Annotated in this window: 13 protein-coding genes; 12 read left to right on the top strand and 1 reads right to left on the bottom strand. The window is 62.6% G+C overall.

Features of this window, described 5'->3' with window-relative positions; all coding sequences use genetic code 11:
- Positions 1 to 9: 9 nt before the first annotated feature.
- The 7 genes from AC1D1L_RS19405 to AC1D1L_RS19375 all read left to right on the top strand — a co-directional run bounded on the left by AC1D1L_RS19405 (position 10) and on the right by AC1D1L_RS19375 (position 7,131).
- Positions 10 to 717, top strand: a complete 708-nt coding sequence (locus tag AC1D1L_RS19405; RefSeq protein WP_477343063.1) for a DJ-1/PfpI family protein — start codon at positions 10 to 12, stop codon at positions 715 to 717.
- A gap of 123 nt (positions 718 to 840) precedes the next feature.
- Positions 841 to 1,575: a FadR/GntR family transcriptional regulator gene (locus AC1D1L_RS19400; protein ID WP_112562068.1), complete on the top strand. Its 735-nt coding sequence runs from the start codon at positions 841 to 843 to the stop codon at positions 1,573 to 1,575.
- Positions 1,572 to 2,768, top strand: coding sequence for a PLP-dependent transferase (locus AC1D1L_RS19395; protein ID WP_142868185.1), 1,197 nt, complete (start codon positions 1,572 to 1,574; stop codon positions 2,766 to 2,768). Before AC1D1L_RS19400 ends, AC1D1L_RS19395 begins: the two co-directional genes overlap by 4 nt.
- 26 nt (positions 2,769 to 2,794) lie before the next feature.
- Complete coding sequence (locus tag AC1D1L_RS19390) at positions 2,795 to 4,072, top strand: ABC transporter substrate-binding protein (RefSeq protein WP_477343062.1); 1,278 nt, start codon at positions 2,795 to 2,797, stop codon at positions 4,070 to 4,072.
- Positions 4,073 to 4,288: 216 nt separating this feature from the next.
- Entirely contained in the window at positions 4,289 to 5,212 is a 924-nt protein-coding gene (locus AC1D1L_RS19385) for a carbohydrate ABC transporter permease (RefSeq protein ID WP_192259506.1), read from the top strand.
- On the top strand, positions 5,212 to 6,060 hold the full coding sequence (locus AC1D1L_RS19380; RefSeq protein ID WP_477343061.1) for a carbohydrate ABC transporter permease: 849 nt from the start codon (positions 5,212 to 5,214) through the stop codon (positions 6,058 to 6,060). The genes AC1D1L_RS19385 and AC1D1L_RS19380 overlap by 1 nt, the downstream gene beginning before the upstream one ends.
- Before the next feature lie 3 nt (positions 6,061 to 6,063).
- Positions 6,064 to 7,131: a sn-glycerol-3-phosphate ABC transporter ATP-binding protein UgpC gene (locus AC1D1L_RS19375; protein WP_112562063.1), complete on the top strand. Its 1,068-nt coding sequence runs from the start codon at positions 6,064 to 6,066 to the stop codon at positions 7,129 to 7,131.
- Between the two features lie 19 nt (positions 7,132 to 7,150).
- Here the strand turns inward: AC1D1L_RS19375 and AC1D1L_RS19370 are convergent, their stop codons facing one another.
- Complete coding sequence (locus AC1D1L_RS19370) at positions 7,151 to 7,993, bottom strand: AraC family ligand binding domain-containing protein (RefSeq protein ID WP_477343126.1); 843 nt, start codon at positions 7,991 to 7,993, stop codon at positions 7,151 to 7,153.
- 247 nt (positions 7,994 to 8,240) lie between these two features.
- Between AC1D1L_RS19370 and melA the strand changes: the two genes are divergently transcribed.
- From melA to AC1D1L_RS19345, 5 genes are all read left to right on the top strand, one after another.
- Positions 8,241 to 9,707 carry an alpha-galactosidase gene (gene melA, locus AC1D1L_RS19365; protein WP_477343059.1) on the top strand — a complete coding sequence of 489 codons (1,467 nt, stop codon included), beginning with the start codon at positions 8,241 to 8,243 and terminating at the stop codon, positions 9,705 to 9,707.
- A gap of 97 nt (positions 9,708 to 9,804) precedes the next feature.
- Positions 9,805 to 11,913 (top strand): ABC transporter substrate-binding protein, encoded by a 2,109-nt coding sequence (locus tag AC1D1L_RS19360; protein WP_477343058.1) that lies wholly within the window; start codon positions 9,805 to 9,807, stop codon positions 11,911 to 11,913.
- A gap of 102 nt (positions 11,914 to 12,015) precedes the next feature.
- Entirely contained in the window at positions 12,016 to 13,023 is a 1,008-nt protein-coding gene (locus AC1D1L_RS19355; RefSeq protein WP_477343057.1) for an ABC transporter permease, read from the top strand.
- Positions 13,024 to 14,157 (top strand): ABC transporter permease, encoded by a 1,134-nt coding sequence (locus tag AC1D1L_RS19350; RefSeq protein ID WP_477343056.1) that lies wholly within the window; start codon positions 13,024 to 13,026, stop codon positions 14,155 to 14,157. It begins immediately after the preceding gene.
- Between the two features lie 10 nt (positions 14,158 to 14,167).
- Entirely contained in the window at positions 14,168 to 15,835 is a 1,668-nt protein-coding gene (locus AC1D1L_RS19345; protein ID WP_477343055.1) for an ABC transporter ATP-binding protein, read from the top strand.
- Positions 15,836 to 15,855: the final 20 nt, after the last annotated feature.

Here is a 15,855-nt window from a genome sequence, read left to right as displayed (position 1 = left end):
GAGATTTCCATGACCCTGCGTTTCGGCATCCTCGTATTCCCCAACGTCCAGCAGCTCGACCTCACCGGACCTTACGAAGTCCTGGCAACTGCCAAGGGCGCGGAAGTGGAATTGATCTGGAAGGATCGCAACCCGGTGATGTCCTCGACACGACTGTCCCTTACGCCGACGGCGACCTTCGACGATTGCCCGCCTCTCGACGTGCTGTGCATTCCGGGCGGAGGCGGGGTCAACCCGCTGCTGGAGGACCAGACAGTCCTCGATTTCGTCTGGGAGCGCGCGGCGCAGGTGCGCTACATCACCTCGGTATGCAGCGGCGCCCTGGTGCTCGGCGCGGCCGGGTTGCTGAAGGGCAAGCGGGCGACGACGCACTGGTATGCACATGATTTCCTTGAGGAGTTCGGGGCGATCCCCGTCGATGAGCGTATCGTGGAGGACGGCAAGCTCATCACCGCCGGCGGCGTCACCTCCGGCATCGATTTCGGGCTGGCGCTGATTGCAAGGCTGCTTGGACAGGAGGAGGCCGAGATCGTGCAGCTCTCGCTCGAATATGCCCCGGCTCCTCCTTTCCGCTCGGGCACGCCCGCCGAGGCTTCGCCTGCCGTGCTGGCGCAGGCAAAGGAGCGGCTCGCGGGTTCGAGACGGGTTCGCGAGGAAATGTTCGCTCGTTGGCGCGAGGCTCGCGCGGCCGCTGCGCCGGCGCGCATCCACGGCTGAAGCGGCAGGGCCGAAGGAGCATCTCTCTGGCCCTTCGGCCCGACTGCGTTTCAACGGTTGACACGTCTCTTCGTCTGTGCAGAAATTGGTTGGACCATTGAACCACTTTGAGTTTGCACAGGCGTGACCGAATTCAGCCTTCCGCCGATCCAGACGACGGCCCGCGACGATGCGGTGCTGAAGGCGTTGGCCGGGTTCGTCATGCGCGAAAAGCTGGAACCCGGCGAGAGATTGCCGACCGAACGCATCCTCGCCGAGCGCCTGAAGGTCAGCCGCAACACCGTGCGCGAGGCGCTGACGCGCTGGGAAGGGCTTGGCCTGGTCGAGCGCCGGCAGGGCTCGGGCACCTATCTCAAGGCCGCCGTCTCGCTCGACATGCTGCACATGCCGCTGACACTCGCCGGCGGCAATGATTTCACCGGGCTGATGCGCACGCTGGAAATCCGCCGCGCACTGGAAGCGGAAGCCGCCGCGCTTTGCGCCGTCCGTGCCGACGAGGACGATCTTGCCGAGATCGAGCGCAAGCTCGACATCATGGAGGAGGAGTTTCTCAACCGGGCCGGCATGTCGTCGGAAGAGGACTGGGAATTCCATCAGGCGATCTATCGCGCCTGCGGCAATCCGTTGTTCGAGCAGATCATCGCCGCCATGCACGAACTGTTCCACCGCTTCTGGGAACATCCGCTCGGCGTGCGTGATTTCGGCCATGCCAGCTTTCCCTACCACCGCACCATGTTCAATTGCATCGCCGCGCACGATCCGGAAGGCGCCCGGGCCGAGGCGCTGAAGCTGATCGCTACCGTCGAGGACGACCTGAAGCGCGGCGCGGCCAACCTCAAACTTGCGGACCGCAAATGAACGAGCACAGCTTCGACCCAGGCATTTCCGGCAGCGACTATCTCGCCGAGGCGGCAACGCTTCTGGCGCATGACGATCCGTTCCCCGGCAATGCCGTGGTGCCGCCGATCTACCAGACCTCGCTGTTCACCTTCGGCAGCTATGCCGAGATGGCCGACACCTTTGCCGGTCGCCGCAAGCAGCCGATCTATTCGCGCGGCGACAATCCGACGGTGATGGAATTCGAGTCGCGGGTCGCAGCGCTTGAAGGCGCCGAGGCGGCGCGTGGCTTCTCCAGCGGCATGGCGGCAATCAGCTCTACCGTGCTTGCCTTTGTCGGCGCCGGCGAGCGCATTGTCGCTGTGCGCAACTGCTATGGCGACGCCTACCGGCTGTTCGAGCGGCTGTTTCCGCGGCTCAACATCAAGGTCGACTATGTCGACGGCTCCGATCCGGACGCGATTGCTGCGGCACTGCCCGGCGCGAAACTGCTTTATCTGGAAAGCCCGACCTCGATGATGTTCGAGCTGCAGGACATCGCGCATCTGGCGCGGTTGGCCAAGGAGCAGGGCATCGTCACCACCATCGACAATTCCTGGGCGACGCCGGTGTTCCAGAAGCCGATCCTGCACGGCGTCGATCTGGTGCTGCACTCGGCCTCGAAATATCTCGGCGGCCACAGCGACACCGTCGCCGGCGTGGTGGCGGGCTCGGCCGCCCACATCAAGCACATCAACGACCAGACCTACTCCCAGCTCGGCGCTAAGCTGTCGCCTTTCGAGGGCTGGCTGCTGCTGCGCGGCCTGCGCACGCTGCCGCTCAGGCTGCCGCATCACATGAAGAGCGGGCTCACCATCGCCGAGCGGCTGAAGGCGCATGACAAGGTCGAGCGGGTCAATCATCCCGCCTATTCCAACCATCCCGGCAAGAAGACGCTTGCCGGCTATGCCGGGCTGTTCTCCTTCGAGGTGACGGAGGATGTCGACATTCCGGCTTTCGTCGATGCGCTGAAATTCTTCCGCATCGGCGTCAGCTGGGGCGGCCATGAAAGCCTGGTCGTGCCGGCAAAGGCCTCGCTCGAGCAGACGCCGGGTCTGAATTCGATGGCGCGCTTCGGCGTCAGCCCCCGAACCATCCGCTTCAATGTCGGATTGGAAAGCGTCGAAGACCTCTGGGCCGACATCGCCCAGGCCTTCGACAAAGCAAAAAAATAACTGGGTTCAAAATGGGAGTTCTGAACATGAGAAGACTGAGCATCATGCTTGCCACCGCTGCCGGCCTGGCAATTTCTGCCAGCGGCGCGCTGGCCGACACCACCCTCAAACTGGTCGAGGTCATCACCAGCCCGCAGCGCACCGAATTCCTGAAGAAGCAGATCGCCGAGTTCGAGGCCGCCAATGCGGGCGTCAAGGTCGAGGTGGTCTCGCTGCCCTGGGGCCAGGCGTTCGAGAAATTCCTGACCATGGTGCAGGCCGGCGATACGCCCGACATCGTCGAGATGCCGGAGCGCTGGATGGGTCTCTACGCCACCAACGGCCAGCTCGAGGATCTCGGCCCCTACATGGCCAAATGGGACGATGCCAAGACGCTCGGCGAGCGCGCCAAGCAGTTCGGCTCGACCGTCAACAACACTCAGTTCATGATCCCCTACGGCTATTATGTGAACGCGCTGTTCTGGAACAAGAAGCTGTTCAAGGAAGCCGGTCTCGACGGCCCGCCGGCGACGCTCGACGACTTCATTGCCGATTCAAAGAAGATCTCCGCCATTCCCGGCAAATATGGCTACTGCTTGCGTGGCGGCCCGGGCGCCTTCAACGGCATGCACATGTTCATGAACATCGCTCAGGGCAAGGGGGGCTACTTCAATGAGGACGGCACCTCGACCATCAATGAGGAAGGCTCGGTCAAGGGCCTGCAGATGCTGGCCGACATGTACAAGGACGGGCTGGCGCCGAAGGATGCGGTGAGCTGGGGCTTCAACGAAACGGTCACCGGCTTCTATTCCGGCACCTGCGCCATGCTCAACCAGGATCCGGATGCGCTGATCGGCATTGCCGACAAGATGAGCGCCGACGATTTTGCCGTGGCGCCGCTGCCAGTCGGACCGAGCGGCAAATCCTATCCGACGCTGGGCTATGCCGGCTGGGCGATGTTTGCCAATTCGCAGCACAAGGACGATGCCTGGAAGCTGATGGCGACGCTGTTGTCGCCCAAGGACAATCTGGAATGGGCCAAGGAAGTCGGCGTCGTGCCGATCCACAATGGTGCCGACCAGGACGCCCATTTCAAGACCGAGCAGTTCAAGGGCTGGTTCACCGAGCTCAGCGACACCTCCAAATATGAAATGGTGACGCCGCCGACGCATCTGGAGAACCTCGGCAACTTCGTCGACCAGGTGGCGATCAAGAATTTCCAGGAAGTGCTGCTCGGCCAGAAGTCGGCCAAGGACGTTGCCGACCAGTGGGCCGCGTTCCTGACCAAGGAACAGCAGGACTGGATGGCCAAAAACAAAAAGTAGGCGCCGCCTTCTTCTTCCTCTCCCCGTTTTACGGGGAGAAGGTGGGATGAGGGGCAGCGCGAGCACCCCAATGTTGGCGCTGCCCCTCATCTGCCTGCCCGTCCTCCGCAGCAGCTGCGCTGCAGCTACGGAGGGTGGACCGGCATCTTTCCCCGTGAGCGGGGAGGACGCTTGTCGCCAATTCCGGCGCTCCTCCAGGAGACGATTTAGCACCCGATGACCTATGCCGTGTCCACAATACGACCCGCAGGCCGGCCGCGAAAGAAGCGGCTGACGCATGCCGCCATCGAACCCTGGCTTTATCTCTCGCCGGCGATCGTTCTGCTCGTCGTGGTGCTGTTGGTGCCGTTGATCATCGGCATCAGCTATTCCTTCCGCAAATTCTCAGCCTTCAAATCCGAATATGTCGGCCTTGGCCAATATGAGGCGATGCTCTCCGACCAGGTGCTGGGGCAGGCGCTGGTCAACACGCTGTGGTGGACCGTCGCCAGCCTGTTCTTCCAGTTCTTCCTCGGGCTTGGCCTCGCGCTGCTGCTCGACAAGCCATTCATCGGCCGCAAGTTCGTCCAGGCGGTCGTCTTCCTGCCCTGGGCGGTGCCGTCCTTCCTGTCGGGCCTGACCTGGGCATGGCTGTTCAACCCGATCATCGGACCGCTGCCGCACTGGCTCTTCGCGCTTGGGCTGAAGGCCGAGCCGACCAATGTGCTGTCCGATCCGGCCACCGCCATGTGGGGGCCGATCATCGCCAACATCTGGTTCGGCATCCCGTTCTTCGCCATCACGCTGCTGGCGGCGCTGAAGTCCATCCCGTCGGAATTGCATGAGGCGGCGGCCATCGATGGCGCTTCGCCCTGGCAGCGCTTCACCAAGGTGACGCTACCTTTCCTGGCGCCGACCATTGTCATCACCGTCATGCTGCGCACGATCTGGATCGCCACCTTCGCCGATCTGATCTTCGTCATGACCGAAGGCGGGCCGGCCGGCTCGACCAGCACGGTGCCGGTCTACATCTATGTCAGCGCCTTCAAGTCGCTGGACAAGGGCTATGCCTCGGCGGTCGCGGTGCTGCTGCTGGTCCTGCTCATCGCCTATGCGATCGCGCTGATCGCCATCCGTCGCTTGCTGGTGAGGCACGTCTGATGATCGCCGGACGCTCCACCTCCTCGCGCATCTTCAGCGGCATCGGCCTCTACGCGGCGATTGGCGCCTATATGATCTTCGCGCTGTTTCCCATCTTCTGGACACTGAAGATCTCCGTGACCCCGGAGCGGCTGCTCTATTCCGAAGGCATCACTTTGTGGCCCTCGGAAACGACATTCCACAACTTCGTCACCGTGCTCGAAGCCTCTGATTTCCCGCGCTATTTCCTCAACAGCGTCATCGTCTCGGTGTCGACGGCGGCATTCGTCACCGTCATCGCCACGCTCGCCGGCTATGCCATGTCGCGCTTCAACTTCCGCGGCAAGGCGACATTGGCGATCATGCTTTTGCTGACGCAAACCTTTCCGTTGGTGATGGTCATTCCGCCGATCTACCGCGTCATGGGCGAGCTTGGCCTGACCAACAGCCTGGTCGGGCTGATCATCATCTACACCGCCTTCAACACCGCCTTTGCCACCTTCCTGATGCAGTCCTTTTTCGACGGCATTCCGAAAGATCTGGAAGAAGCCGCGATGATCGACGGCTGCACCCGTGCGCAGGCAATGCGCAAGGTGATCGTGCCGCTGACGTTGCCCGGCATGGGCGCGACGCTCGGCTTCGTCTTCACCGCTGCCTGGAGCGAATTGCTGTTTGCGCTGATGCTGATCTCCAGCGACGACCAGAAGACGTTTGCCGTCGGCCTGCTCACCTATATCGGCAAGTTCGCCGTCGACTGGGGGCAGATGATGGCGGCGTCGATCCTGGCGCTGATTCCGGTCTGCATCTTCTTCGCCTTCCTGCAACGCTATCTCGTCACCGGCCTCACCGCCGGCGCGGTCAAAGGATAATCGATGGCTTCCGTCACGCTGCAAAACGTCGAGAAGGACTACGGTTCGCTGCGCATCCTGCACGGCGTCGATCTCGAAATCGCCGATGGCGAGTTCGTCGTGCTGGTCGGCCCGTCCGGCTGCGGCAAGTCGACCTTGCTGCGCATGATTGCCGGGCTGGAGGAAGTGTCTGGCGGCGAGATCCGCATCGGCGAGCGGCTGGTCAATGATGTCGCGCCGAAGGACCGCGACATCGCCATGGTGTTCCAGTCCTACGCGCTCTACCCGCATATGGATGTGTCCTCGAATATGGGCTTCAGCCTGCTGCTCAAGAAGGCGGAGAAGACGACGATCGACGGCAGGGTAGGGGCCGCCGCCAAGCGGCTCGGCCTCGACAGTTTCCTCGGCCGGCTGCCGCGGCAATTGTCCGGGGGCCAACGCCAGCGCGTGGCCATGGGCCGCGCCATCGTGCGCGATCCCAAAGTGTTCCTCTTTGACGAACCGCTCAGCAATCTCGACGCCAAGCTGCGCGTGCATATGCGCGCCGAAATCAAGGCGCTGCACCAGCAGCTCAAGACCACTTCGGTCTATGTCACGCACGACCAGATCGAAGCCATGACCATGGCCGACCGCATCGTCGTCATGCATGACGGCTATGTCCAACAGGTCGGCCATCCGCTCGAACTTTACGACCGGCCGGTCAACACCTTCGTTGCCGGCTTCATCGGCTCGCCCGGCATGAACTTTTTGCCGGCGACCGTCGCCAAGGCTGGCAAGGTCGATGCGGTGCTGGCCGACGGCCAGAAGCTGAGATTGCCTGATGGTCTGCCGCTCAAGGATGGCGACAAGCTGACTGTCGGGTTGCGGCCGGAACACATCCAGCTCGTCGATGATGGTCCGCTCAAGGCCGAGGTCGAAGTGGTTGAGCCGCTCGGCCTGTCGACGCAGTTCTATGTCAGGTTCGCGGGGCAGTTGGTCTGCGTCTTCGTCATGGGGCGCAGCACTATCCGGCCGGGCGACACGGTGCGGCTGTCCGCCGATCCGGCAGCGCTGCACCTGTTCGATCCGGAAAGCGGCAACCGCATCGGGTGAGAGTGCCTGAAGTCCCTCCTTACCGGTGGTTGCCCAGGCTGGCATACATGCCGGTGGTGCGGAACTGCGTCGGGTTGATGCCGTAGAGCCGGCGGAAGACTTTCGAAAAATAGTTGGCGTCCTCGAAGCCGCACAATATGGCGACTTCCTTGACCGGCAGGAAGTCGGCCCTGGTCAGAAGTTTCGCTGCCCGCTGCAGCCGCTGCTGCAGCACGAATTCGGCCGGCGGAATGCCTTCGCTTTCGGCGAAGCAGCGCGAAAAATGCGCGCGGCTGAGGCCACTGATTTGAACGAGATCGGCCACCGGCAAGGGCTTGTCGAGATTGGCGTTGATATGGTCGATCACCGGCTGCATGGCGCTCTGTTTCTCGGTGAAAGCGTGCGAGCCGAAGACATCGTCATAGAGCGCCATCGCCGCCTCGTACGCGATCGCCGAAGCAGCGCCCGGCGAGGCGCCGCCCTTGATCAGGCGCAGGCTGCAATCGGCGAGATGATCGATCGTCTCCGGCTGCAGCCGGAACACCGGGCCGGAGACGCTGAGAATGGATTTGTGGATGCGCAGCGCCTCCTCGCCATTCATCGAGATCCAGAAATATTCCCAGCGGTCGCCCTTCTCCAGCCAGTAGCGATGGTTGTGCGGCACCAGCACCAGCAGCGTGTCGTTGGCCTGCAGGCGGTAGTTGCGGCTCTCGTAGCGCAGCTGACCAGTGCCGCTGATCGTGTGCTGCAGCACGGTGAACGGCGTCTGGCCGCGCTTGCGCCCATCCCAGTCGTAGGTCACGCCTTCGCGCACCTCATAGCCGGTGCTGGTCGGCATGGCGTGCAGGCGCTGGCGGCCGCGCGGCAGCGAGATGGTCCGCATCAACTGTCCGTTGGCGATCAGATCACGCAGCACAAAATTACCCTCGAAAGCATAATCGTTCTCTGGCCGTGCCCGCGAATAACGGCATAATCCAAATCCTGAGAACGCGAAAGACCCGCGGTCGAGGAGCGGGCGGGAGGAGAATGAGCCGGAATTCCGGCTCGAATGGCATGCGCGCCATGGGCGCGCCGCCATGCACTCCTCCTTTGCTCCTTGCCTGGCATTCGATTGGATCGAGGTGAAGGTGATGAGTTTCAAAATCGCTATTATCGGCGCCGGCAGCGTCGGCTTCACCAAAAAGCTGTTCACCGACATTTTGTGCGTTCCGGAATTCGCCGACATCGAATTCGCGCTGACCGATCTCAGCGAGCACAATCTCGGGATGATCAAGGCGATCCTCGACCGCATCGTCGAGGCCAACAGGCTGCCGACAAAAGTCACAGCCACCACCGACCGTCGCAAGGCGCTGGAAAGCGCGCGCTATGTCATCAGCTGCGTGCGGGTCGGCGGGCTCGAAGCCTATGCCGACGACATCCGCATTCCCTTGAAATACGGCATCGACCAGTGCGTCGGGGACACGATCTGCGCCGGCGGCATCCTCTACGGCCAGCGCAACATTCCGGTCATCCTCGACTTCTGCAAGGACATCAGGGAACTCGCCGAGCCGGGCGCGAAATTCCTCAACTATGCCAACCCGATGGCGATGAACACCTGGGCGGCGATCGAATATGGCAAGGTCGACACGGTCGGCCTCTGCCATGGCGTCCAGCACGGCGCCGAACAGATCGCCGAAGTGCTCGGCGCCAAATCGCACAGTGAACTCGACTATGTCTGCTCCGGCATCAACCACCAGACCTGGTTCATTGACCTCCGCCTCAACGGCCGCAGAATAGGCAAGGATGAGCTGATCGCCGCCTTCGAGGCGCATCCGGTGTACTCGCAGCAGGAAAAACTGCGTATCGACGTGCTGAAGCGCTTCGGCGTCTATTCGACCGAAAGCAACGGCCACCTCTCCGAATATCTGCCGTGGTATCGCAAGCGGCCGGACGAAATCACCCGCTGGATCGACATGTCCGACTGGATCCACGGCGAGACCGGCGGCTACCTCCGTTATTCCACCGAAACGCGCAACTGGTTTGAGACCGAATATCCGCAATTCCTCGAAGCGGCCTCGAAGCCGCTCGACGCGTCGAAGCGCTCCAACGAGCACGCCAGCCACATTCTCGAAGCGCTGGAGACGAATCGCGTCTATCGCGGCCACTTCAACGTCAAGAACACCGGCATCATCACCAACCTGCCGCAGGACGCCATCATCGAGTCGCCCGGCTTCGTCGATCGCTTCGGCATCAACATGGCTTCCGGCATCACGCTGCCGGAAGCGTGCGCGGCCACCTGCATTTCGTCGATCAACGTCCAGCGCATGTCGGTGCATGCGGCGATATCCGGCGATATCGACCTGTTGAAACTCGCCGTGCTGCACGATCCGCTGGTCGGTGCGGTGTCGACGCCGGAAGAGGTGTGGCAGATGGTCGACGAGATGGTCGTCGCCCAGGCGCGCTGGCTGCCGCAATATGCCGAGGCCGTGCCGTCGGCGAAGGAGCGGCTTTCGAAGTCGAAGGTGAAGACCCGTGATTGGGCGGGTGCGGCGCGGCGCAATGTGCGCTCGATCGAGGAATTGCGCGCCGAAAAGACGGCACTGAAACAGGCCGGCTGAGAATGCTTGCAGGCGAACCGCGGGAGGCCGGTTCGCCAATCAGTCGTCGTGAAGTGATGCAGGCAGCAGCAGACGTCGAAACATCTGGGAGGAGACTATGAGGAACTTTCGCAGAATTCGCATTCTCACTGGGCGAAGAATTGGCATTCTCGCCGGCATGGCGCTGAGCGTCTCGGCATCGGCGCTCACCGCATACGCATCCGAGCCGACCACGCCGCCGGCGCCGGCGCCGTTTCCCGCCGAGGGCAAGATCAAATACGTCGCCCGCGATTCCATCCTGGAGTTCAAGTCGCTGCCCGAGTACCACGAGCCCGATTGGGTCACCGAGAAATACGTCAAGACCGGCAAGTTGCCGCCGGTCAAGGACCGGCTGCCCAAGGAGCCGCTGGTGTTCAAGACCGCCAACATGCCGGACGGCATCGGCGTCTATGGCGACACCATGCGCCACGTCATTGGCGGTCGGCCGGAAGGCTGGAACTATGGCGCCGGCCAGACGCAAGGCTGGGGCGGGATCGACATCGGCCTTTCCGAATGCCTGACACGGACTGCGCCACTGTTCCAGGTCGAGGCCAAGGACACCGAGCCGCTGCCGAACCTGGCCAAAAGCTGGGACTGGTCGAAGGACGGCCACACGCTGACGATGCACCTGGTCGAAGGCGCCAAATGGTCTGACGGCGTTGCGTTCAATGCCGACGATGTCATGTTCTACTGGGACGACGAAGTGGTCGATCCCAATGTCTCGCCGCTAAACGGCGCCACAGCGGAAACCTTCGGTGTCGGCACGACACTGAAGAAGATCGACGACTACACCGTCGAATGGACGTTCAAGGACGCCTTTCCCAAGCAGTATCTCTATGCCATGGCCTATGGCACTTTCTGCCCCGGCCCCGCGCATATATTAAAACCGCAGCATCCGAAATATTCGAAGAACACCTACGATCAGTTCAAGAATGCGTTCCCGCCGGAATATATGAATATGCCGGTGATGGGCGCCTGGGTGCCGGTGGAGTATCGGCCCGATGACATCATCGTTCTTCGCCGCAATCCCTACTACTGGAAGGTCGACGAGAAGGGCAATCAGCTGCCCTATCTCAACGAGCTGCACTACAAGCTGTCGACCTGGGCCGATCGCGATGTCCAGGCTGTTGCCGGGGCCGCCGATTTCTCCAACCTCGAGCAGCCGGAAAACTTCGTCGCCTCGCTGAAGCGCGCGGCGGACAAGAACGCACCGGCCCGGCTCGCCTTCGGCCCGCGCCTGATCGGCTACAATCTGCGCATGAATTTTTCCGCCAATGGCTGGGGCAATCCGGACGAACGCGGTCAGGCGATCCGCGAGCTCAACCGCAATGAGGACTTCCGCAAGGGCATCACCATGGCGCTCGACCGCAAGGCGCTCGGCGACTCGCTGGTCAAGGGTCCGTTCACCGCCATCTACCCCGGCGGCTTTTCCTCCGGCACCAGCTTCTATGACCGCAACTCGACCGTCTACTACCCCTTCGATCTCGAAGGCGCCAAGGCGGAGCTCGCCAAGGCCGGCCTCAAGGATACGGACGGCGACGGTATCGTGAACTTCCCAGCCGGCACCGCCGGCGGCAAGGATGTCGAGATCGTGATGCTGGTCAACAACGACTACACCACCGACAAGAGCCTTGCGGAAGGCGTCGTCGCGCAGATGGAGAAGCTGGGCTTGAGGATCGTGCTCAACGGCCTCAATGGCACCCAGCGCGATGCCACGCAATATTCCGGCCGCTTCGACTGGCTGATCCGGCGCAACGAGCAGGAGCTGACCTCCGTTGTGCAGAATACTGTGCAACTCGCTCCCGTCGGCCCCAAGACCAGTTGGGATCACCGCGCGCCGGAAAGCGGCCAGGTCGACCTGATGCCGTTCGAAAAGGATCTCGTCGACATCGTCAACAAGTTCGTTTCCTCGTCAGACAATGACGAGCGCGCCAGCCTGATGAAGGGGTTCCAGAAGATCTCGACCGAGCATGTCTACAATGTCGGCCTAACGGAATATCCCGGCGCCTTGATCGTCAATAAGCGCTTCTCCAACATCCCGCAGGGAACGCCGATCTTCATGTTCAACTGGGCCGAGGATTCGATCGTGCGCGAACGCGTGTTCGTCGCAGCCGACAAGCAGCAGAAATACGAACTCTTTCCCGAGCAGCTTCCCGGCAAGCCCGGCGACAAGGGTCCAACAAACTGAGTTACCTCCCCTGGCTGACGCCCGGCCGCGCTGCGCGCGCGGCCGGGACGGAGTAAGGTCGGCGGCAGAGAACCCTGAAACCGGCGACGAGGAGGCGAGACGGTGCTGCGATTCCTGGCCATGCGCATAGCATCGGCGTTACCGGTTATGGTCATCCTGAGCCTGGTCACCTTCGCCATCATCCAGGCGCCGCCGGGCGACTACGCCGACTATATCCGCTCGCAGCTCATCAACCAGGGCGGCGCGTCGTTTGCCGAAGCCGACGCGCAGGCGCAAGCCTACCGCGTCGAGCATGGTCTCGATAAACCGCTGCCGGTTCAGTACGTGAACTGGATCGCCGGCATCGTCACCCGCGGCGATTTCGGCTACAGCCTCTACTACAACAAGCCGGTCGCCGCCGTGGTCGGCGAGCGGCTGCCGCGCACCCTGCTGCTGGCGCTGGTCTGCCATCTGCTGGCTTCGGTGCTCGGCATCACCTTCGGCATCTGGGCGGCCACCCGGCAATACACCTGGATCGACTCGACGCTGTCGGCCATCTCCTTCCTCGGCATGACCGTGCCGCGCTTCCTGATGGCGCTGATCATCGTCTATCTCCTGGTCTTCCAGTTCAACGTGTCGGAGATCGGCAGTTTCTTCTCGCCGCAATATGGCGGCGCGCCGTGGTCGTGGGCAAAGTTCGCCGACCTCGTCAAACATGTCTGGCCGGTGGTGGCGATCGCCACCTTTGGCGGGCTCGCCTACAATATGCGCGTCATGCGCGGCAATCTGCTCGATACGCTGAACGCCCAGTATGTCGAGACGGCCAAGGCCAAGGGGCTTACCGGCGGCGCCGTCGTCCTGCGCCATGCCGTACCCAACGCGTTACACCCGCTCATCATGTATCAGGGCGTGGTGCTGCCCTACATGCTGACCGGCGAGATCGAGACGGCGATCATCTTCGCGCTGCCGACGGTCGGGCCGGCGATTGTCGGTTCGATGGCGGTCGGCGACGTCTATGTCACGGCGACGTTCATGATGGTGCTTTCGGCGACGCTGATCGTCGGCAACATCATCGCCGACATGCTGCTTGCGCTGCTCGACCCGCGCGTCCGCCAGTTCGGAGAGAGCTAGATGTTGGCACGCGACCCATCCCCGCCGCCGCCGGCCGAAGCAACAGCGATTCCGACACCGCGCGGCAATGAAAGCTACATGGCGCTGGTCTGGCGCCGGCTGCGGCGCTCCTGGACCGGCATGGCCGGGCTGATCCTTGTCGTGCTTCTTGTGCTGATGGCGCTGTTTGCCGATTTCTTCGCGCCGATGGACCCCAAGGCGACCGATGTCGCTTTCGCTCCGCCGCAGGTGATGAGTTTTCACGACAAGGACGGCAATTTCGTGCTCCAGCCGCGGGTCTATGCGCTGGCGGATTCGGCTGACGTCGACCCGGTCACCTTCCAGCCGGTCGTCGGACCGGACTACGAGCATCCGCGCCTGCTCGGCTTCTTCGTTAGGGGTGCCGAGTATCGGCTGCTTGGGCTGATCCGCGCCAACCGGCATTTCTTCGCCTCGACCGACGGCCAGCCGGTGCATTTCCTCGGCACCGACAAATTCGGCCGGGATGTGCTGTCGCGCGCTATCCATGGCTCGCGCGTCTCGTTGATGATCGCGCTGACGGTGGTGTTCATCATCACCGTCATCGGCACCACCGTCGGCATGGTTTCGGGCTATTTCGGCGGCCGGTTTGACGTCTGGGTGCAGCGCTTCGTCGAACTGGTGCTCGCCTTCCCGCAACTGCCGCTTTATCTGGCGCTGACGACGCTGATCCCGGTGACTGCGCCAACCAATGTCTTCCTCGCCTTCGTTATCATCGTCATGTCGGCGCTGGGCTGGGCGCAGATGTCGCGCGAGGTGCGCGGCAAGACGCTGGCGCTGGCGCGGATCGACTATGTGCGCGCCGCCATGGCGGTCGGCGCCACCGACATGCGCATCATCATGCAGCATATTTTTCCCAATGTGATGAGCCACGTCATCGTCGCGGTGACGATCGCGATCCCGACGGTGGTGCTGCTTGAAGCCTTTCTTGGTTTCCTCGGCTTCGCGGTGAAACCGCCGCTGATCTCGTGGGGTCTGATGCTGCAGGACACCGCGACCTATTCGGTCATCGGCACCTATCCGTGGATCCTGTCGCCGGTCGGTTTCGTGCTGATCACCGTCTTTGCCTTCAACGCGCTGGGCGACGGCCTGCGCGATGCCGTCGATCCCTATTGAGGTGGCCAGGATGACCGTCGCGCTCGCAGCCACCTTCGCACCAGCCGTCCGGCTCGACCATGCCGGACGCCACGACCAACCGATCATCGATGCCCGCAACGTCGAGGTCGCCTTCAAGGTCGAGCACGGTGTCGTCGAGGCGGTGAAGGATGTCTCGTTCCAGCTCTATCGCGGCGAGACGATCGCCATCGTCGGCGAGTCCGGCTCCGGCAAGTCGGTGACAGCGCGCACCGTCATGGGGCTCTTGTCGAAGCGGGCCACCGTGTCGCCGAAATCGAGCGTCGACTATTGCGGGCAGGACATACTGAAATTCCCCGAGAGCGCCCGGCGCAAGCTGCGCGGCAACCGCATCTCGATGATCTTCCAGGAGCCGATGAGTTCGCTCAACCCGATCTACACGGTCGGCAGCCAGATCGTCGAGGCGATCAGGGTGCATCGCAAGGTGAGCCGTAGGGAGGCCTGGGCACGGGCGCTCGAATTGCTGCGGCATGTCCAGATCCCCGAGCCGGAAGCACGCATCAAGCAGTATCCGCACCAGCTGTCGGGCGGGCAGCGCCAGCGCGTGATGATCGCCATGGCTTTGGCCAACGACCCCGATGTGCTGATCGCCGACGAGCCGACGACCGCGCTCGACGTCACGGTCCAGGCCCAGATCCTCAACCTGATCCGCAATCTGCAAAAAGAGCTCAGGATGGCGGTCATCCTGATCACCCACGACCTCACCGTGGTGCGGAAATTCTCCGACTATGTCTATGTCATGCAGTATGGCGAGATGTGCGAGCACAACGTCACCGAGCGTCTGTTCGCCGACCCGCAGCATCCCTACACCAAACGGTTGCTCGCCTCCGAGCCGCACGGCAAGCCACAGCCGCTGCCTCAGAACAGCGGCACGATCCTAGAAGCCCACGACATGCGTGTCTGCTTCATGCTGCGCCATGGCAGCTTCCTGAAGCCGGACTGGCGCGAACTCGTCGCCGTCGACGATCTCGGCCTGAAACTTTGCCGCCACGAAACACTTGGGCTGGTCGGCGAATCCGGCTCCGGCAAGACCACGTTCGGTCTCGCTCTGCTCAAGCTCACCGATGCCAAGCGCGGCGAGATCAGCTTCGACGGCCAGCCGATCCAGGGCCTGTCGCGCGCCGAGATGCGGCCGCTGCGCTCACGCATGCAGGTGGTCTTCCAGGATCCATTCTCGTCGCTCAATCCGCGCATGACGATCGGCCAGATCATCGAGGAAGGGTTGGTCGTTAACAGGTTAGGGGCGACGCGGCGCGAGCGGGTCGAGCGGGTGCGCGACGCGCTGGTCAGCGCGGGCATGCCGGGCGACATTCTTTCGCGCTTTCCGCACGAATTTTCCGGCGGCCAGCGGCAGCGCATAGCGATCGCCCGCGCCATTGCATTGGAACCGGAATTCATCCTGCTCGACGAGCCGACATCGGCGCTCGACCTCTCTGTGCAGGCGCAGATCATTGACCTGTTGCGCAAGCTGCAGGATGAGCGCGGCTTGAGTTATCTCTTCATTTCGCATGACCTCAAGGTGGTGCGCGCGCTCTGCCACCGCGTCATCGTCATGCAGAACGGCAAGATCGTCGAACAGGGACCCGTCGACGAGGTCCTCACCAATCCCAAGACCGCCTACACCGAACGGCTCGTCAGGGCCGCTTTCGACGTGGCGTAGCAAAGTGCCGGAGGTTTAAA

The sequence above is a fragment of the Mesorhizobium sp. P2_D6 genome, from assembly GCF_056404315.1.
Note: the sequence above shows the minus strand (reverse complement) of the source record. Positions and strands in the feature narration are given on the sequence as shown.

Coding starts and splice junctions, on each gene's coding strand:
- AC1D1L_RS19405 (WP_477343063.1), top strand. CDS start 10: ATGACCCTGCGTTTCGGCATCCTCGTATTCCCCAACGTCCAGCAGCTC.
- AC1D1L_RS19395 (WP_142868185.1), top strand. CDS start 1,572: ATGAACGAGCACAGCTTCGACCCAGGCATTTCCGGCAGCGACTATCTC.
- AC1D1L_RS19390 (WP_477343062.1), top strand. CDS start 2,795: ATGAGAAGACTGAGCATCATGCTTGCCACCGCTGCCGGCCTGGCAATT.
- AC1D1L_RS19385 (WP_192259506.1), top strand. CDS start 4,289: ATGACCTATGCCGTGTCCACAATACGACCCGCAGGCCGGCCGCGAAAG.
- AC1D1L_RS19380 (WP_477343061.1), top strand. CDS start 5,212: ATGATCGCCGGACGCTCCACCTCCTCGCGCATCTTCAGCGGCATCGGC.
- AC1D1L_RS19375 (WP_112562063.1), top strand. CDS start 6,064: ATGGCTTCCGTCACGCTGCAAAACGTCGAGAAGGACTACGGTTCGCTG.
- AC1D1L_RS19370 (WP_477343126.1), bottom strand. CDS start 7,993: ATGCGGACCATCTCGCTGCCGCGCGGCCGCCAGCGCCTGCACGCCATG.
- melA (WP_477343059.1), top strand. CDS start 8,241: ATGAGTTTCAAAATCGCTATTATCGGCGCCGGCAGCGTCGGCTTCACC.
- AC1D1L_RS19360 (WP_477343058.1), top strand. CDS start 9,805: ATGAGGAACTTTCGCAGAATTCGCATTCTCACTGGGCGAAGAATTGGC.
- AC1D1L_RS19350 (WP_477343056.1), top strand. CDS start 13,024: ATGTTGGCACGCGACCCATCCCCGCCGCCGCCGGCCGAAGCAACAGCG.
- AC1D1L_RS19345 (WP_477343055.1), top strand. CDS start 14,168: ATGACCGTCGCGCTCGCAGCCACCTTCGCACCAGCCGTCCGGCTCGAC.